Origin of the sequence: uncultured Methanobrevibacter sp. (assembly GCF_902770715.1) — an archaeon.
Taxonomy (GTDB): domain Archaea; phylum Methanobacteriota; class Methanobacteria; order Methanobacteriales; family Methanobacteriaceae; genus Methanocatella.
Genome location: NZ_CACXTS010000005.1, coordinates 30,496 through 48,784 on the forward strand (window position 1 = coordinate 30,496; position 18,289 = coordinate 48,784).

The 18,289-nt window shown below is 32.8% G+C and carries 18 protein-coding genes; 11 read left to right on the plus strand and 7 right to left on the minus strand.

The genetic code is table 11. From position 1 onward, the window contains the following. Positions 1–165: 165 nt before the first annotated feature. Positions 166–837: an ABC transporter ATP-binding protein gene (locus QZU81_RS02315; RefSeq protein ID WP_295589224.1), complete on the minus strand. Its 672-nt coding sequence runs from the start codon at positions 835–837 to the stop codon at positions 166–168. A 246-nt stretch (positions 838–1,083) separates the two neighbouring features. Between QZU81_RS02315 and QZU81_RS02320 the strand changes: the two genes are divergently transcribed. Next, complete coding sequence (locus tag QZU81_RS02320) at positions 1,084–2,097, plus strand: ArsA family ATPase (RefSeq protein ID WP_292828660.1); 1,014 nt, start codon at positions 1,084–1,086, stop codon at positions 2,095–2,097. A 38-nt stretch (positions 2,098–2,135) separates the two neighbouring features. On the opposite strand, the gene QZU81_RS02325 is transcribed toward QZU81_RS02320, so the two are convergent. The 4 genes from QZU81_RS02325 to QZU81_RS02340 all read right to left on the minus strand — a co-directional run bounded on the left by QZU81_RS02325 (position 2,136) and on the right by QZU81_RS02340 (position 6,533). Beyond that, entirely contained in the window at positions 2,136–2,489 is a 354-nt protein-coding gene (locus QZU81_RS02325) for a hypothetical protein (protein ID WP_295589225.1), read from the minus strand. Further along, positions 2,482–5,382, minus strand: coding sequence for a hypothetical protein (locus QZU81_RS02330; RefSeq protein ID WP_295589226.1), 2,901 nt, complete (start codon positions 5,380–5,382; stop codon positions 2,482–2,484). The genes QZU81_RS02325 and QZU81_RS02330 overlap by 8 nt, the downstream gene beginning before the upstream one ends. A gap of 127 nt (positions 5,383–5,509) precedes the next feature. Next, positions 5,510–6,148 carry a cobalt-precorrin-7 (C(5))-methyltransferase gene (locus QZU81_RS02335; protein ID WP_295589228.1) on the minus strand — a complete coding sequence of 213 codons (639 nt, stop codon included), beginning with the start codon at positions 6,146–6,148 and terminating at the stop codon, positions 5,510–5,512. A gap of 1 nt (position 6,149) precedes the next feature. Beyond that, positions 6,150–6,533, minus strand: coding sequence for a helix-turn-helix domain-containing protein (locus QZU81_RS02340; RefSeq protein ID WP_295589229.1), 384 nt, complete (start codon positions 6,531–6,533; stop codon positions 6,150–6,152). Between the two features lie 102 nt (positions 6,534–6,635). Between QZU81_RS02340 and QZU81_RS02345 the strand changes: the two genes are divergently transcribed. Continuing rightward, positions 6,636–7,439, plus strand: a complete 804-nt coding sequence (locus tag QZU81_RS02345; RefSeq protein WP_292828645.1) for a protein-ADP-ribose hydrolase — start codon at positions 6,636–6,638, stop codon at positions 7,437–7,439. Position 7,440: 1 nt separating this feature from the next. Further along, positions 7,441–8,283 (plus strand): hypothetical protein, encoded by an 843-nt coding sequence (locus tag QZU81_RS02350; protein WP_295589230.1) that lies wholly within the window; start codon positions 7,441–7,443, stop codon positions 8,281–8,283. Here the strand turns inward: QZU81_RS02350 and QZU81_RS02355 are convergent. Both QZU81_RS02355 and QZU81_RS02360 read right to left on the minus strand, forming a co-directional pair. Next, positions 8,272–10,392, minus strand: coding sequence for a phage holin family protein (locus QZU81_RS02355; RefSeq protein ID WP_295589232.1), 2,121 nt, complete (start codon positions 10,390–10,392; stop codon positions 8,272–8,274). The genes QZU81_RS02350 and QZU81_RS02355 overlap by 12 nt on opposite strands. Continuing rightward, complete coding sequence (locus QZU81_RS02360) at positions 10,389–11,258, minus strand: metallophosphoesterase (protein WP_295589234.1); 870 nt, start codon at positions 11,256–11,258, stop codon at positions 10,389–10,391. Before QZU81_RS02360 ends, QZU81_RS02355 begins: the two co-directional genes overlap by 4 nt. A 78-nt stretch (positions 11,259–11,336) precedes the next feature. On the opposite strand from QZU81_RS02360, the gene QZU81_RS02365 reads away from it, so the two are divergent. The 8 genes from QZU81_RS02365 (at position 11,337) to QZU81_RS02400 (ending at position 18,243) form a co-directional block, all read left to right on the plus strand. Further along, positions 11,337–12,527: a redox-regulated ATPase YchF gene (locus tag QZU81_RS02365; protein WP_292852235.1), complete on the plus strand. Its 1,191-nt coding sequence runs from the start codon at positions 11,337–11,339 to the stop codon at positions 12,525–12,527. Between the two features lie 33 nt (positions 12,528–12,560). Then, positions 12,561–13,121 carry a DUF6434 domain-containing protein gene (locus QZU81_RS02370; protein WP_292852232.1) on the plus strand — a complete coding sequence of 187 codons (561 nt, stop codon included), beginning with the start codon at positions 12,561–12,563 and terminating at the stop codon, positions 13,119–13,121. Next, the gene (locus QZU81_RS02375) at positions 13,118–13,432 is read left to right on the plus strand and encodes a TIGR04076 family protein (protein ID WP_292828626.1); all 315 of its coding nucleotides are present in this window, start codon (positions 13,118–13,120) and stop codon (positions 13,430–13,432) included. The genes QZU81_RS02370 and QZU81_RS02375 overlap by 4 nt, the downstream gene beginning before the upstream one ends. 577 nt (positions 13,433–14,009) lie before the next feature. After that, positions 14,010–14,399, plus strand: coding sequence for a hypothetical protein (locus QZU81_RS02380; RefSeq protein ID WP_295589236.1), 390 nt, complete (start codon positions 14,010–14,012; stop codon positions 14,397–14,399). Positions 14,400–14,459: 60 nt separating this feature from the next. Beyond that, positions 14,460–15,470: an SLC13 family permease gene (locus tag QZU81_RS02385; RefSeq protein WP_295589238.1), complete on the plus strand. Its 1,011-nt coding sequence runs from the start codon at positions 14,460–14,462 to the stop codon at positions 15,468–15,470. 278 nt (positions 15,471–15,748) lie between these two features. Continuing rightward, on the plus strand, positions 15,749–16,297 hold the full coding sequence (locus QZU81_RS02390; protein ID WP_295589240.1) for a DUF2115 domain-containing protein: 549 nt from the start codon (positions 15,749–15,751) through the stop codon (positions 16,295–16,297). Positions 16,298–16,418: 121 nt separating this feature from the next. Beyond that, on the plus strand, positions 16,419–16,868 hold the full coding sequence (locus QZU81_RS02395) for a MarR family winged helix-turn-helix transcriptional regulator (RefSeq protein WP_295589242.1): 450 nt from the start codon (positions 16,419–16,421) through the stop codon (positions 16,866–16,868). 13 nt (positions 16,869–16,881) lie between these two features. Then, a complete protein-coding gene (locus QZU81_RS02400) occupies positions 16,882–18,243 on the plus strand; it encodes an MATE family efflux transporter (protein ID WP_295589244.1) in 1,362 nt (453 codons plus the stop codon). Positions 18,244–18,289: the final 46 nt, after the last annotated feature.

Below are 18,289 nucleotides of genomic sequence, written 5' to 3' on the forward strand. Positions count from 1 at the left end.
TATTTTTTCCTTTAAAAATTAAGATTTCAAGTTCAATATTTCTTTTCAATCTCAATTCTTTCATCTAAGAGTTGATATTTCCCCCTCTCCTTTTTAAAGAAGGATGTTTAATAATCATTCATATCTTCTGGAAAGAACATTAATTTTTAAAAAATAAATTAATGGTCATTCCCTTTCTTTTTTAAGGGCTTCGACCATATCAATATTTTTGAGATTGTTTGCAACTTTTGCAAATTCATTATTGTGTGTTACTATAATCACTGTTGTATTTTCACTTTCACATAGGTTAACCAGCAGTTCAATAATGATTTTTCCAGTATGGGAATCCAATGCACCTGTAGGCTCATCACACAAAAGCATTTTTGGTTTTTTGGCTATTGCACGTGCAATTGATACTCTTTGTTGCTCTCCTCCTGATAGTTCTGATGGAAATTTATTAACATGCTGTGACAATCCTACTTGACTTAAAATATCTTTTCCATTTATATTTTTATCAACAATATCATTTAGAATCTCAATATTTTCACATGCTGTTAGATTTGGGATTAGGTTATAAAACTGAAAGATGAAACCTATCTCCTTAGCACGGTAACGTGTAAGTTCTTTATCTGATAAAGCACTGATGTTTTCATCATCAATAATTATTTCACCGCTTGTAGGCTTGTCAAGACCTCCTAAAAGATTAAGTAGTGTTGATTTACCACTTCCGGATGGTCCAAGAATCACTACAAGTTCTCCTTTATTGATTGTAAAATTAAGATTGTTTGCCGCTTTAACTGTTTGATTTCCCATTTTATATTCTTTTGAAACACTGTTAACTTTTATTAATGTTTCCATTTTTTAAACCTGTTATCTTTATATGAGATAATATATTTTTTACATTAAATTTAATTTTTGTAAAAAACATGTCAAAATCTGAAAAATAATTTCTCATAATCGATTAATTAATAGTTACTCTTTTGAGTTCAATATTTAAAAAAATCATGGGAGAATAAACGTTGGATAATGACTAACTTTATATAGTATAATGAATTAAATAACATTTAGTTACTAAAAGTAAGTTTATTAAAGGAGGTAAAATACTTGGCATTTAAAGATTATTTCAGATTTAATAAAGATAAAACTACATTCATTTTTGTGGGGGGTAAAGGTGGAGTTGGAAAAACTTCCATATCTTCTGCTACTGCATTGTGGTTGGCTGAACAAGGTAAAAAAACTTTAATCGTATCAACTGACCCTGCACATTCACTAGCTGATTCATTAGAAGTTCCTATTGGAAGTTATCCTCGTGAAATCAAAACCAATTTATTCGCAGTTGAAATAGACCCTGATGAGGCAATGGCACAAAAGCAAGCACAATTGGAAGCCCAAAAGGCGGCAAATCCTGATGATGCAGGAGGTCTTTTTGGCATGGATTTCCTATCTGACCAATTGGATATGGCATCTTCTTCTCCTGGTGCAGATGAAGCAGCAGCATTTGAAATGTTCATGGGAGTAATGAACTCTGATGAATTTGATGTTGTCGTATTCGATACCGCTCCAACTGGACACACTTTAAGGTTATTATCCTTCCCGGAAGTAATGGACTCCTGGGTAGGTAAAATGATGATGCTTAAAGCAAAGTTAGGCACTGCAACTAATGCCTTAAAGAAAATCATGCCATTTATGGATGCAGTAGATGACCCTCAAACTTCTGAAGATTTAAAAAGAACCAAAGAACAAATTGACAAAGCAAAAGAAGTATTGTCCGATCCGGATAGAACAACATTCAAAATGGTTGTAATTCCTGAAGAAATGTCAATTTATGAATCTGAAAGGGCGCTAGAAGCTCTTGGCAAATATAATATTACTGTTGACAGCGTTATTGTAAATCAAGTAATGCCTGATATCTGCGATTGTGATTTCTGCCACTCAAGACATAAATTACAGCAAAAACGTTTGGCATTGATTGACCAGAAATTCCCAGATCAACACATTGCTGAAGTTCCTTTATTTAAAGATGAAGTTAAAGGGCAAGAAAAGCTATTGAAATTAGCTCACATCTTATATGATGAAGAAGACAACGATGAAGTTGTCCAAGAAGCAATACAATTATAAAAAATTAAAAATAAGTTAAAATGCATTCATTTTAACTTTTAACTATCTTTTTTTTCACTGAAAATTATATCAAATATTATCGCCAAAACCATTAAAGCTGTTGAGATTAGAAGACGATTTCCAAAAAATACTTCTAATAATCCAATAATTATGGCCAATGTGAATGTTGCTTTAACTGAAATGTGGATTTCATTTAATATTTCCTTTAGAGATTTGTTTTTAGCGTTTGAATCGGATAATGTCTTGATGCTCATATATAAAATGCCTATCCAGAACAATAAATTCCAAATGTCCTCATATTCTGGATAAATTATTGTCACAGCCAACATTATTACAAACACAGCAACAACTGGAATCATGATCTTCAAATCTTCACTTTTAATTTTAACCACCTTTCCAACTTTTATCCCAATATTTTGTCGGCATACTGATAGGTGTCCAATAATCTTCGCAGAAATACTGGTAAGTTTCAGTCTCTTTTAATTTCTTTGTTTTTCCATCACTAATATAGATTGCAGATGTTCTATCTAATGTTAAATCATTTTTGATTTTAACTTCAATATAATCATAACCTCCTTTTTTGTTTGGAATATTGTAGATTTTTTTTCCTTGTAAATATCCAGGCCTTGTAAATGTTGCCGTGTCTATTATTTTATGCCAATCTTTTTCATCTGCCATTTTATCTTTATAGGTTGCTCCGATTGTTTGCACAACTGTCATTATAGTGAATAATTGCATAGCTGATGCTGTAGCACCTTTTAAAAGGTATCCTAATCCAAATTTTATGCTTTGGTATGCTAGAATTGAAAAGGGATGAATTTTTTCTAATTTATTGGATAGGATATAAATACCCGGCGAAAATAGCTTCATTGCATTTTTTATTCCTGCAATAATGTCTTTTGGAAGAATTCCAACACCGCAGCAATCTTTGGTCGTGGAAATCGATGATCCTTTATAAACTGTAGAATTATGTGACATTATCATGTTTGCAACTCCACTTGTTTGATTAATAGCAATTGCACAATTGGTCCTGTCTTCTGCAAGCAAATAGACCATTTCTCCTAATTCTACAATGCTGAATTTTCCAGACATTATTGTTGAAAAAATAGCGTCAAAGGAATTGGTTGTATTGTCCCAGTATCTTGTTGCAACAGCTGAAAGTGCATAATCTTCAAGATTTGGCAGATTAATGGAGTTTATTAGTCTAAATAACATCACATTTGTTTCATTATCTCCTTTAACTCCCATTCCCATATCAGAATTTAGAATGTTTAGGTATGTGTCTTCTAAATTGATTCCTCCAAGTATGGTTAACGGATTTTCACGATTCCACCTGACATTAAATTCTTTTGAATAATGGTCTGCAAGTTCATCGGCTAACCAGGTAGTTTCCAGTGATGCCAGATGCATTCCATAAACGTTCATAACTCCAAATCTATTCAAATAATCAGGATTTCTTAAAATCCAATTTTCTAAAATATTTTGGGATATCTTTTCATTAATGATGCTGTAAGACTGTAGAACTTCAAAACCCATGGCATTTCTATAGTTTTTACCGAGTCCATAGCTAATGGTTTCTAATTTTTCAAGCTCTTCTTTCCCGTTCACTGTAAATTTGGTAATCAAATTCTCTTTTGAGATGTATCCCACAACGGAATTTCCGAAGTAGCTGAATGTTATGGGATTGCCAGTATTGGTAAATCGTATTGAAGATGTATCGTGCCTTGTAATTTCATCATAACTTTTATAGTTGAAATCATAAATCGTTTTGCCGTAAAACTTGGATAAGCTATATCTTAAGCCCAATTCATCAAAATTAACTGTTTGGAAGTTTATTTTTGCAGTAATTTTGTCATTTTCCATATAGGTTAATGTTTCGCTTTTATCCAATCCCTTACTCGCATAAAAACCGAACAGTGCTGTGCTGTCTTTAGTTTTGCTTTGATAATCAATTTGGGTGTAACCATTGATTCTAGTGATAAAAATTCCATTTCCCTTCAGTTTTGCCTTATCGCTGTCGCTTTTTATTCCACTCCCTTCAAAGGGCACGAAATAAGTTTTATATCCAAGCAATGTTGAATTTACTCCATCAAATCGTGTTGTGGAAAAGGTATATGTTTTATCTTTAATCTGAATTGTAAACAGCTCATTTTTTGGCATTTTTATAATTCCATTCACTCCAGTTTTTATTGAATATACGGAATTGGGAAACACATAATTTGTTGTGACATTGACGTAATTTGGAATTAATGTTGTATGGATGTAGTCGATTGGTTTTACATATTTGTCGACGATTATTTTATTTGTGTTCCTGAGGCCGTTGTATTCGGTTGTGATTTTGTAACTTCCTGCGTCTAACTTAACGTTCAATGTTGCAATTCCCTTCTTGTTTGTTGTTTTTGAGTAAGTTTTGCCGTTGATTTTGAGAGTAACTTTTTCATTTGAGGAAACTTTTCCCTTGCTGTTTAGAACTTTAACATTAAATTTCCCAGTATTGTTTTCATTTATTTTCAGGTCTTTTGTTTCAATCAGCGACTTTATGGTGATGATTTTATTTATTGTCTCTCCAGATTTTTGATTTATTGATGATATGATGTATTTTCCTGGTTTTAAATTGATGTTTAATTTGGCAATACCTTTTACATTTGTTTTAACGGCATAATTTTTGTTATTTAATTTGAATTTAATGGCGGTGTTTTTTAAAGGAGTTCCCTTCTGGTTATAAAAGGTAGAATGGTATGGTGCGGCATTTTTATAATATTTCGTAAAGTCGCTGCATTTAATTGTGCTTTTAACTATGACATTGTTTTTAATGCTTTTAGATTTGTATTTGTCTGTCTGTTTAAAATTGGTTAAAACAGTATAGCTTCCACTTTTTAGTTTTATATTAAGTGATGCTGAACCTTTTTTATCTGTTATTTTTTCGTAGTCTTTTCCATTAACTGTGATGGTTATTTTTGCTTTGCCTATTGCCTTTTTGTCCTTGTCTTTTAGAGTTACGGAGAATTTGCTCCCGTCCTTATAATACATTTTAACATTGGATGCCTTTAAAACAACTTCTTTTTTTTCAACGGCTGTTTTCGTTGCAGCTTCCAATTTATCACTTTTTGCATTGTCTGATTCAAGTTTGTCTTTGTCATTTTCTACGCTTAATTTGCATAAGTCCTGATTTGGATCAGGTTGCTGAATACTTATTGTTCCATTTTCGCTGTCTGCTGCAGATACAGCACAAATAAAAAAAAGAAATAGGAAAATGAAACATATGGTGTTTATCTTTTTATTCATAGTATCTACCTTAATGTCAATTTTTAGTTAAATCAACGATTAAAGTATGATATCTTGAATATTTAAACTTTAATTTTAAAAATAAATAGTAAATGACTTTAAAAATGAATTTTAAGGATAAATTGTTCTAATAAATTACCATAATGCACATATAGGTAAATTCACTTTGAGCAATCTCTTTTAATGTTGACTCCACAACTTTTTCATCGGGATAACTTAGCCTTTCACAGACTACAACTTTACGGTCCTCGTCAACACCATTGTCAAGTAAAAACTGTGCCATGTCCTTTACTTTTCTTGAAGGCAGTGCTATTGTTGTTTTTCCGTTGTTGATAACTGGCAGGATGTCTTCTATGTTTTCCCTTCCATGAAAGGTCATTACATTGGCATTGTCCCATTGAATATGGCATCTTGCAGCCGCAAGCTGAAGGGAGCTGATTCCAGGAATCACTTCAATGCTTTCTTTAGGAAATCCTTTTTCAGCCGAAATTCTCAAAACAGTATTCAACACGCCTGAAAATCCCGGATCTCCTGTTGATAATATTGAAACGGCATTTCCATCACAAGCCAGTTCAACACCTTCCTCTAGCTTGTCAAGCAATTCTTTAACGTTGAATGCAATCTTATTCTGAACATCATCAAACAGTTCAATTGCACGTGTACTTCCAACAGTGTAGTCGCTAGCTTTAACTGTGTCTATTGCTTTTTTAGTCAAAAATTCGCTTGCACCAGGGCCAATTCCAATAATATAAATCTTACCAGTCATTTTAATCATCAATTTTTAAAGTTTCTTTAAATGTGTTTTTCAAAGCGGCTCTTGTTTCATCTGAATAACCTTTGTCCTTTTCATCTTCTAAGGTAAACATGGCCAATTCATAAACGATCCTGTTCATTGATTTTCCATATTCGGTCAAATGATACTCTGTACTTACGGGGGTTGTATTCAACACATGTTTTTCAATCAAACCGTTTTCTTCCAGTTCCTTTAAGCAATTTGACAATACTTTATTGCTTAAATTTGGTTTATCTTCCAAGAATTCCTTAAAATGTTTTTTGCCGAAAAACATGTCTCTGATAATTTGAATGCTCCATTTTTTGTTAATCAGATTTAGAGTTCTATCAACAGGACAGATGATTTTTTCAGACTTCATATTTTTAAATTGTATTAGATTATTATTAATAGTTACTTTTTTGTTACAAGGTTTCCTTATGGTTACAAAAATCATTTAAATGCTAAAATCTATTATTAATTAATGCTTGAAGGAGGGATTAAAATAAACGGCGAAGAACAACTGGATTTTCTCATTAATTATTTGATTGAAGAGAGAAATGAAATAATTGATGTTCCTGATGATTATTCGGACAAAAGAAATTTGTTTCGTGCATTGATGAATGTTAGGATGCCTCATGAGGTGTCAGATGAATTTTTAAAAGTTCAGGATGACTTCTTGACTCAGGAAACATTAAGCAAAAATCTCACTTCCGTTGATGAGATTGAAGAAGCTAAAGGCAAAATCATGCTTTGGCAGGGGGACATTACTACATTGAAAGTGGATGCGATTGTGAATGCCGCCAATTCAAAGTTACTTGGATGTTTTATCCCTTTACATAACTGCATTGACAATGTAATTCATTCGGCCAGCGGTGTCCAGCTGAGGGATGAATGCAATCGGATGATGAAGGAACAGGGTTGTGATGAAGAAGTCGGAAAGGCCAAAATCACTGATGCATACAATCTTCCTTCTAAATATGTTATTCATACGGTTGGCCCTGCAATCCCGCAAGGGTCTGAACCGTCCGATGATGATTGTGATAAATTAGCTAGCTGTTATAAGTCTTGTTTGGCTATTGCAGATGAAAATGGCTTAGAATCCATTGCATTCTGCAGTATTTCAACTGGTGTTTTTAATTTTCCACAGGTATTGGCCTGCAAGATTGCAGTTAAAACGGTTGAAGATTATTTAAAAGCAAATGAATCAGGTTTAAAGCATGTAATTTTTGATGTGTTTAGTGATTCAAGTTATTCAATTTATAAAAGGGAGTTATTTGCTGATTAATATGGATTTTGTAAAAAGATTAGATAATGCTAAAAGGGCTATTGATGATGCGGATTATATTTTAATTGGTGCAGGTGCAGGGTTTTCAGCAGCTGCGGGAATTGAGTATTCGGGCAAGCGTTTTGAAGATAATTTCCAGGATTTTATAGAAAAATATGGTGTTCAAGACATGTATTCGGCCACATTTTACCCATATGCAACTCAAGAGGAAAAATGGGCTCATTGGATTCGTCATGTATATGTGAATAGATATTCTGTTGGAAAAACAAAGTTATATGGACAACTGCTTGAGTTAGTTAAGGACAAGGACTATTTTGTCCTGACTACAAATGTGGAACACCAATTTTGGATAAATGGATTTGACGATAAAAGGATTTTCGCAACTCAAGGGGATTATGGTTTGATGCAATGTGAAATGGCATGTCATAATAAGCTATATTCTAATGAAGAGTTGGTATTCGATGCAATGGATAAAATAGAAGATTGTATGATTCCATCAGATTTAGTTCCCAAATGCCCCGTATGTGGAGGCAATATGGAAATTAACGTGAGAAAAGACAATTTCTTTGTTGAAGATGAAAAGTGGCATCAGATGTATAATAACTATTCCAATTATTTAAAAAGAGTTGATGGAAAAATCGTCTTTTTGGAGTTGGGTGTCGGATTCAATACTCCTGTCATCATAAGGTATCCTTTTGAGCAGATGACTCATGATAATCCGAATACCACACTAATCAGATTAAATAGAAGCTATCCTGATGCAATTCCTCAAAATAAAGATAAGACAATTGGTTTTGATGAAGAAATTTCAGAAATATTCGATTATTGGCTTTCAAGATTCTAACTCTTCTATTTCTTTTTTTAAGAAGTTATAAATTGAAGAAGCTCCAATTAGCTCTCCAGGGTCTTGCCAATCGGAAGGATATAGGATGAACGGTTTTGTTTGGTCTCCACCAAGACCACCATGTGATCCTATTAATTCCTCAAATGCGCACACTTCATTATTTTCTGAATCATAGAAGCTGTTTACCATAATGTCGGGCATGTTATCGAATGAATTTTGACGTTTTAAATGCATGGCGGCATTTTTGCCGAAACCGTCTAATGGATTTTCACCAACGATTTCATCTGTATTCAGGTAGTAGATTCCATTTTGACCAATGACCATTCCCCCGTTTGATATGGAATTCACTAAAACAAATCCGATGCCGGAATGTTTTACAAGTCCAGGAATCAAATCCGGGAACAGCATTACAATTTCCTCATAATTTAGGCGTTCTTTCCATTGTGTTAGGTAGATTAATCCTAAGTTTCCAGATCCTAAAACAATCAATTCGGAATCTTGTGCTTTTTTGGTACTGTGCTCTACGCTTTCATAACCTGTAATGTATTCTAAGCTATTTGAGTATTTGTCATATAAGGCAAGGAACTGCTTGTTTTCAAAAAGTATTGCAGGCTTTTTGTTTTGAAAATCTTCTTTAATGTTTTGCAGAGAGCCCATATCTTCAAATAAATCGTCACGAATTAAACCCACCTTTTCTTTAATCTGTCTGATTTGTTTGTTTTCAGGAATTACTGCATCTCTGAAGTGGTCAATGTTATATGCTGTTTTAAAAAGTTTCAAATCGTCTGGAAGTAGTCTGCGCACATAATTGCCCAATGATATTCCATATCTTTGCTTGAATGTCGCACCATTTGATTGGCCATGGTCTGATAGGATTACTAATTTGTAGTCCCTGTCACTCATTTCAATGGCGGAAATGATTTTTGGAAATTGCATGTCGATTCTTTTCAATGCTCCCCAAACATCATTGTCCTGTACTCCGGAATGGTGTGCAATTTCATCATATCCCATAAATGTAGCATATGCAGTGTCAATATCACCGGTTAATATTTCGCTGGTTAAAACATCGATTGTTACTTCTCTTAAAACTACATTAGCCCCAGCTCTGACTGCTGCATAAACGATTGTTCTTCTTAAGCGGGGCTGTATCTTTCTCAAAAAGTGGGTTATTTGAGATGACACCTCAAGAATTATATCCCATATGAATAAAATGAATAGTCTTTGGAAATTGTATGAATCTAAAAAGACTGCATTCAATGTCTTGTTGTAGATGTTGGATAATCCATTTAATTTTGAGGATGTTAATGTAGGAATTTTGCTGTCTCCAGAAAACATGTTTGCAATGCTGATTCCATTTTTAAGCAAACCTTCTCCATTGCTTATTTTTTCTTCTATTTCTGGAGCATCACTCAATTTTCCTGAAACAACAATTTTATTATTGTTTTCTTTTTCAACCCATCTATATGCTACAATATTCCTGTTATTTCCATGCAATATTCCGGCTTGACTGGCACCGGTTTGTGAAGATAAATCGGTTTCCCACTCTTTTAATGTATGTGTTTCCTTGATAAATTTTTCAATGTTGGGCATAATGCCTTTCTCAATAGCCTTCTTTAATGTATTTATTGAAAGGCCGTCTATTTCAAGCATTACTACTCCAGGAAATCTTTTTTTGTAAGGAACCTTTTGCTTTATGGCATAATCAAGGATTGTTTTCATGTATCTGTCATAGTAGCTGGTGTTGATAATGTTTGAAATGAATGTTGTGGCGATAGCCATCACAATAGGAACTTGCAAAATCCCATAAAGTCCTGTTTCAACTCCTGGAACAAACAATGATGCTATATAAAAGATAATGGAGTTGATAAAAAGCGATCCGATTCCAAAAGTAAATATGATGATTTTCATGAAATATCTTCTGAATATCGGCCACAATAATGCATTGGCTATTGCAAATGCAATTACTATGATGAATGCATTATACCAGTATCCGATTGTAAAGTCCGCACTGATATAATCCACAGCATATATTGCGACAGTATCTGCTATCACAAGTAATAATGTGGATATTATTGTTCTGAGTGATGAGATTATTCTATTTTTTATCATTCTATCTTAATCTTTTGTCTTTTATTTGTTTTTAATGTAATTATTGTTATTTCAGGTTTGCAATTGATTCGTATCCTAAAGGAATTTGTTCCAAGACCTTTGCTTGTGTATTGGACCATATTCCGAACTTTATAAAGTCCAACAGGATATCTTCTTGAATCAGGACCTCTGAATGGTGTAGTTTCAAATTTGGGTATTATGAACTGTCCTCCGTGTGAATGGCCTGAAATCTGCAAATCGAATTTTCTGGTTTTTGAGGACTCTTCTGCAAAGTCAGGTTCATGAGCAAGTAAAATGCTGGGAGTATTCTCTCTCATTTTAGCCAATACTTTATCCAAATTGTCTGCACATACTGTACAGCTATCTACACCGCATATATTTAGAAATTCTCCATTTTTATCAAGTGTAAATGCGTCATTGCTTAAATCAACTATTCCTGAGTTTTTAAATATTTCTCTGATTTTATCTGGGTTCATCCAATGGTCATGATTTCCCAAAACTCCAAATTTGCCGTATTTTGCTTTTAGTTTGCTGAAAGATCTTTCTAGGGATTGTTCATATCCCTCTATGACATATGAAACATAATCTCCAGTCAATGTAATCAAATCTATATTTAGGGTGTTGACATAATCCACAAGTTCCTCCAAATATTCGGGGTCAATCCACTGTCCCAAATGGATGTCGGTCAAATTTAAGATTCTGAAGTTCTGGAAATTCCAACCTAAATTATCAAGTTCGATATCAATTTCCACCAAGTCAATCTCTTCTTCACAAAACTTTTTGCTGGGAAGTGAAGAAGTCATAACCTCTTGAATATCTTGTCGGATTTTCATAGCCTGTGGGCGTTCATTGTCTTTATCTTTCATTAAATATTAATTAATTCTGAAACTATTTATAATTTTAATAACAAACATTTAGATGATATTAAAGATTAAGTGATTATTATGCTTCAAATTGCAGTTTGTGGAAAACCAAATGTTGGAAAATCATCTTTTTTCAATTCAGCTACTGCATCAAGTGTAGAAATGGCGAATTATCCGTTCACAACTATTGATGCAAATAAGGCGGTTGCTCATGTAATTAAGGATTGCCCATGTAAGGAGTTAGGTGTTACTTGCAATCCTCACAATTCAATATGTAAGGATGGAAAAAGATTGCTTCCAATAGAATTGATAGATGTTGCAGGACTTGTTCCGGGAGCACATGAAGGAAAAGGATTAGGTAATAAGTTTTTAGATGATTTAATGCAAGCTAAAGTTTTTATAAATGTTATTGATGCTTCAGGTTCAACAGATCTTGAAGGAAACCCTGTTGATCCGGGAAGCCATGACCCGCTTGATGATTTGGAATTTTTGGAAAATGAAATCGTAATGTGGATGTACGGAATTTTATCTAAAAATTGGGTAAGGCTTGTAAGAAAAGTTGGTGCTGAGCACTTGGATATTTCAAAGGTATTATTTGACCAATTATCCGGTACCGGAATAGCTATTGAGGACATTATTGAAGCTAGAAGAACAATTGAACCGGATTATAATAAATGGGAAGAGGAAGACTTAATTGAACTTACCCGTAATATATTGCACATTGCAAAGCCAATGATGATTATCGCAAATAAGGCAGACCTTCCAACCTCTGCTGCAAACATTGAAAGGATTAAAGAAAAATATCCGAATGTTATTCCAACTTCAGCAGAATCAGAAATTGCACTTGTCAGGGCTTCTGAAGCAGGTTTGATTTCATATGTTTCAGGCGATGACCACTTTGAGATATTAAAGCCGGATGACTTGAATCCAAATCAGATTAAAGCGCTAGAATATATTCAAACTAATATTTTGGATAAATACGGCAGTACTGGAGTTCAGGATGCTTTAAATTATGGTATTTTTGAATTGCTTGACAGAATTGTTGTATATCCTGTTCAAGATGAACATAAATACACAGACCAAAAGGGTAATGTATTGCCAGATGGATTTTTAGTTAAGAAAGGTTCAACTCCAAAGCAGTTAGCTTATATCGTACACACTGATATTGGTGACAAGTTCATGCATGCAGTTGATGCAAGGTCTAACATGCGTGTTGCCAGTGACTATGAGCTAAAAGACGGAGATATTATAAGTATTGTAACAAGAGGATAATTTCCTCTGCTTTTTTTATTTTTAAGGATTTTCATGGTTGAATTAACTAAGGACTTAAAAGCTGAAGAATTTAAGGAATACTATTTTTTAAAAGAGGATTTGAAGGATTTTTGTAGGTCTGAAGGTTTAAAAGTCAGTGGAAGCAAAGAGGATTTGGAAAATAGAATCATTCATTATCTGTCTACTGGCGAAGAGTTAGATGAACCTACCATCAAGCAATTTTCCAATGAATCAAAAACTGAAATCGCATTGGATTCAAGATTGGGTGAAAATTTCAAGTGCAGTGAAGATAAGAGGGCCTTTTTTGAAAAGGAGATAGGGCCTGGTTTCAAATTCAAAGTTAAATTTCAAAAATGGCTGAAATCCAATCCTGATAAGACTTATCGTGAAGCCATTGAAGCATATCATGAAATTCAAAATTCAAAGGAGAAAACCAAAATAGATAAGCAGTTTCAATATAATCAGTATATACGGGATTTCTTTGAAGACAATGGGGATAAATCATTAGATGATGCAATCAAATGCTGGAAATATAAGAAAAGTCTTAAAGGCCACAATAGATATGAAAAAAGTGATTTAAGAGGGTTATTATGAAAAAAGTAAAGATTACCGTTATGAGAAAGGTCAGACATGATGACTTGATTGAAAAATATGAAAATCCATTAGAACATGAATGTGATGTTGAAGAAGGCCAGATTTTCATTGCCAACGGTTGGGCAAAGCCGGATAATTTCTGCGATAGTGCATGGGAAAGCGTTTCACCATTTGTATTGGCGTTGGCAAATGGGGCTAGCGACTTTTATGATGGATGGATGAAAAACAAGAAATCAGCAATGATTTCATGCAATGATGGTTTTAGGCCCGTTAGTTTCCTTTTAGAAACAATGGATGAAGATGCTGATTAATTATTTTAAAAATAATATTGATTTTCCATTGTAATTTTGATTTAAGGATTAATCAAAGGTTTTAAATACTTTAATAATCAATCATTAATTAATTTGATAAAATTGCCTTTTTAATTTGTTTTAAAACAATTTGAAGCATTTAAAACAATTTTTCAAGTAAAAATAAATTTTACAAGGTGATAACAATTTTTGATTGGTTAGATTTTAAGGAAGTTGGTGATTGCTTGTCGATTAATACAAAGGAATCTCATATTCGTGGTGCGATTACTATGTATTATTATGCAGTTTTTTCAGCAATTAGGGATTATTTGATAAATATTAAGCATCAATTTCAATTTAAAAATAGTTGGAAAGTTCATAAAAGAGTTTGGGAATTTTTGTTAAATTCATCTAGATAATGTGAATGAAATTGGAGAATTTCTATTCAAGGTTCGGGATGTTAGAAATCATGCCAATTATGATGCTGAATATGATTTAGAATACTTTTTAGAGGAATTAAAAAACATTCATACAAAAATTGAAAATGTAATAAGTTCTGTTAGATATCTCAGGAATAATCCGCATGTGAGGTTATTAAATGGATGAATTAGATTATGTATCCATGTTAAATAGTGATTCAAAGTTATTTGATGATGAATTTAATAATCTTAAGAAATTTTATACTTTAAATAATGAAAAAGATATATGGGATTTTATTAAAATTCATCCAGGTGTGATTGTTTTATTGAATGCCTATGAACAATCTTTAAAAAAATATTTTACTGGTGCGGTCTTCGAACTTAAATTTAATCCTGATTTATCAGGGTCTTGGTTTGATTTAATAGCACTTACTGTTTGGGTTGATGAGGAAACATTTAATAATGGATCTATCGAACATATTTATTCTATTGACCATGATCTTCTACCTTTAAGAAGAAGGTTAAATCTTCTAGGAGCAATTCTATTGACAAAAAGGATTTTGAAATAATCCTTCCAAAAAATATTTTTTTTGAATAATTTCTTATAATTCTTTTAATAAAATAATATTATGGATAAATTAATAGATAAGGGCTTTGATTTTTTTAAAAAAGAAATAATATTTTCTATATCATTAATACTAGCTATTATTTCTTGTTTTTTTGTTAAACCATCTATTAATTATCTTGGTTATATTAATTGGGGAACTATAGTGTTGCTTTTTGTGATAATGCTCATTGTTGAAATCCTTAAAAATTTGGCTATTTTTGAAATATTGGTTCGAAAATTATTAACTAGGATTGGAAATGCGCGTGAACTTGTTTTGATATTGGTGTTTATTTGCTTTTTAAGCTCAATATTCATCACTAATGATGTTTCTTTAATCATATTTGTACCTTTTGCTATATTGGCTCTAAAAAAGGTGGAAAGAGTTGATTTAATTATTTTAACAGTTTCCTTGCAGACTATTGCAGCTAATGTGGGGTGTATGGTTCTTCCTATTGGCGCTCCACATAATATTGTGATGTATACTGTTTCAAATATTCCCTTTGAATCGTTTTTCTTCCTTCTCTTACCATATATTGTCGTATCATTGGTATTTTTAGGGATTGTATTATTATTCATTCCAAAAGACAAGATTGATTTGCCTAAAATGACCAAAATAGAGTTTGAAAGTGAAAACTTCATTAAAAGGATTCTAATGGGTGTTGACTATTATTTGCTTTTAACTTTCATCGCTCTTTTTATATTGATTGGCAATCTGGAAAACATTCCATTTTTCAATTCGCTGTTTACAAAATGGATTGTTGGCAATGAGGTTTTATGGGGTGTTATTGCATCTCAAGTCATTTCAAATGTTCCCGCTGCAATGCTGTTAAGTGGTTTTAGTGCAAATTATGAAGCTATTATTGTCGGAATCAATATTGGTGGTTTTGGAACTCTAATCGCATCTATGGCAAATCTTATCTCATATAAGATTCTTGTTCGTGAATGTGATGAATTCAAGATCAGATATTTCATTGTTTTCACAATTTTAAATATAGTTTTGCTGATAATTCTATTTGGAGTCTATCTATTGTAGATTTTTTTCATGAAATTCAAAACTATGGATATTAAATTTCTTTGTGCCAAAAATCATCGGCAAAAATCTTTGAATAAATTTTTTCTTGTTTTCTTGATATGGGTTTAAAAATTTTTTTTTAAGGTTCCAATAATATGAACTAAACGGTTAAGGCAAATTTGAGTGGTGAAAATACAGAAGTGCATCAATAGAGGTGATAATTTAAATTTTTATTTATGCCCTGATGGAAAATCCTTTTAATGTATGATATTCAATATAATATATTGTAGATGATTTTTATGAATGATTCTTTAAATATGTATGATGATTTTTCTAATGTTGTTTCAAGCGAAGAAAGTATTTCAACCGAATCTGTGTTGGATATTTTAAAAGAGTATTCCGGCACTATTTCCGTTTTTGATTTGATGGCCGTGAATGTTGAGATGATTGAAGAAAGCAAATACGTTCAGGAAAACTATAAGGATAAAAGCCATCTTGTATATGTCAAATACTTTTTGGGACGCATTAAAGATGTTCATAGTGATAATAATAAGTATGATCATGACATTGATAAGGAAGAGTTCATTGATGCGATTGCCACTTTAAAGTCATATCATATTAATGAGTCAGTTACTTCAAAAACAAAATTTCCATTAATTTATGGGATTATTTCAATTTATACTACATTTATTTTAGAAGAACCAATACATCCGGTTGGTACTCCTTTTCCAGGTTCATTATATGTTGAAGAAAAAGACGGGAAATTTTATTGTCCTGTAAAAGATGCAAATCTCGAATCTCCTAATGCTGTTTGTAAAATGTGCATTGCAGAACAATTGGAATTTTAATATTTTTTACTTATTTTGCATTGAATCAAAACTAATTGTTCATCAATAAACTGTTTATCAGGAAACATTTATATGTTGTTCCTTACAAATTATTTTTATATACAATAGAATTGATGGGACCATGACTAAGGAAAACGATAAATCAGATAAGTTTGAATCAATGTCCTTCATTGCATTAATTCATCATATCTCTAAAAATAAGCTGAAATATTCCATTAAAAATCCTAATCGTATAGATATGGTTCATGAAGGCCGTTATTTAATACAGATTTATAAAAAGGAAAATTTATCTCAGGATGACTTGGCAGATATGTTCTGTCAAAGTAAAGGAACAATAGCCAAAGCCTTGAGAAAATTGGAAGATAATGGTTATGTTGAAAGAAAAATTGATGAGAATAACAGAAGAAAATACATCTTAAAAACAACAAAAGATGGAGAAAAATTAGCTATTTTATTAATAAAAGATTTGGAAGAATGGGAAAGGAATGTTGGAATCGACCGATTGGATGATGACACAAAAGACCAATTAAGGAGAATAGCTAGAAAAAGTGAAGAAATACTTGAAGAATAAAGATGGGATTGACATGGCAAATAAAAATGTGGAGTTAATGAGGGGAGAACCGGAAATTGCTGTTAGAAAACTTGCAATTCCGATTATGATTTCAATGCTTTTGACAGCATCATACAATATTGTTGACGGTATATGGGTTGCAGGATTGGGTCAGGCAGCTATTGCAGGAATAGGTTTTGTAACGCCGATATTCATGATTTTAAATGGTGTTAGTGTAGGGCTTGGTAATGGTGCTACAAGCAGTATTTCCCGTGCGGTCGGGGCAAAAAACCATGAAAAAGCCAGCAAATCAGCAACACATTCACTTTTAATTTTTTTAACAGCATCAATTTTGTTAACTGTAGTTCTACTCATAATATTGGAACCTTTGCTTAAGGCTTATGGTGCAAGCGGTCAGTCCTTGGTTGAAGGAATAAAATATGGTACTCCCCTATTTGCAGGTTTATTCGCATTCATGTTCGCTAACGGGGGAAGTGGAATTCTTCGTGGTGAAGGGGACATGAAAAGAGCAATGTATGCAATGATAGTCTCCGTAATATTAAACTTCATTTTGGATCCGCTTTTCATATATGTTTTACGCCTTGGTTCAGCTGGAGCTTCTCTAGCGACAATTGTAAGCTCTGTTGGTTCAGCTTCCGTAATCATATATTGGATTTTAATAAAAAAGGATACTTATGTTGATGTTAATCTTAAAGGGTTTAAATTCGAATCAAAAATAGCTAAAGACATTCTGAAGGTAGGAATACCTTCATCTTTGGACATGCTTATGATGTCAATTGCAATGAGTTTCTATTTGAGGTTCATTGCTTCCGTTGGTGGTGAATATGGTATAGCAGCATTTACATCCGGTCAGAGATTGTACTTATTTGGAATAATGCCTTTGACAGCTATCGGTAGTGCAGTTGCAGCAGTAAGCGGAAGTGCGTTCGGTGCTAGAAATTGGGATTATCTTTCCAGAACCCACAGTTACGGAACTAAATTTGCAACATTATTTGGACTTGCCATAATGCTGATTCTTGTAGTTTTTGCTCCTCAGTTATCCTTGATTTTTGCATATACTCCGGAAACCGCTCCATTGATTCCTGAAATCACAAACTTTTTAAGAATTGCATCCTTTGGTTTGCTTTTAGTTGGTATTGGAATGCCTTCAAGCTTTTTCTACCAAGGAATCGGACGTGGAACAACAAGTCTATGCTGGACAATAATAAGGGAGCTGATTTTCACAGTATCCTGCACTTATCTATTTGGAATAGTCTTCAATTGGGGTTTAATTGGTATTTGGACAGGTCTTGCTGTCGGTAGGATTATTGCATCCATCTTGAACTATACATATGCCAGATACACAATCAGGCAGTTAAAAAATGTTTTAAATTAGGAGGAGTTGTTTTGAATTTTTTCAACTCAAAACACCCTTTCAAATT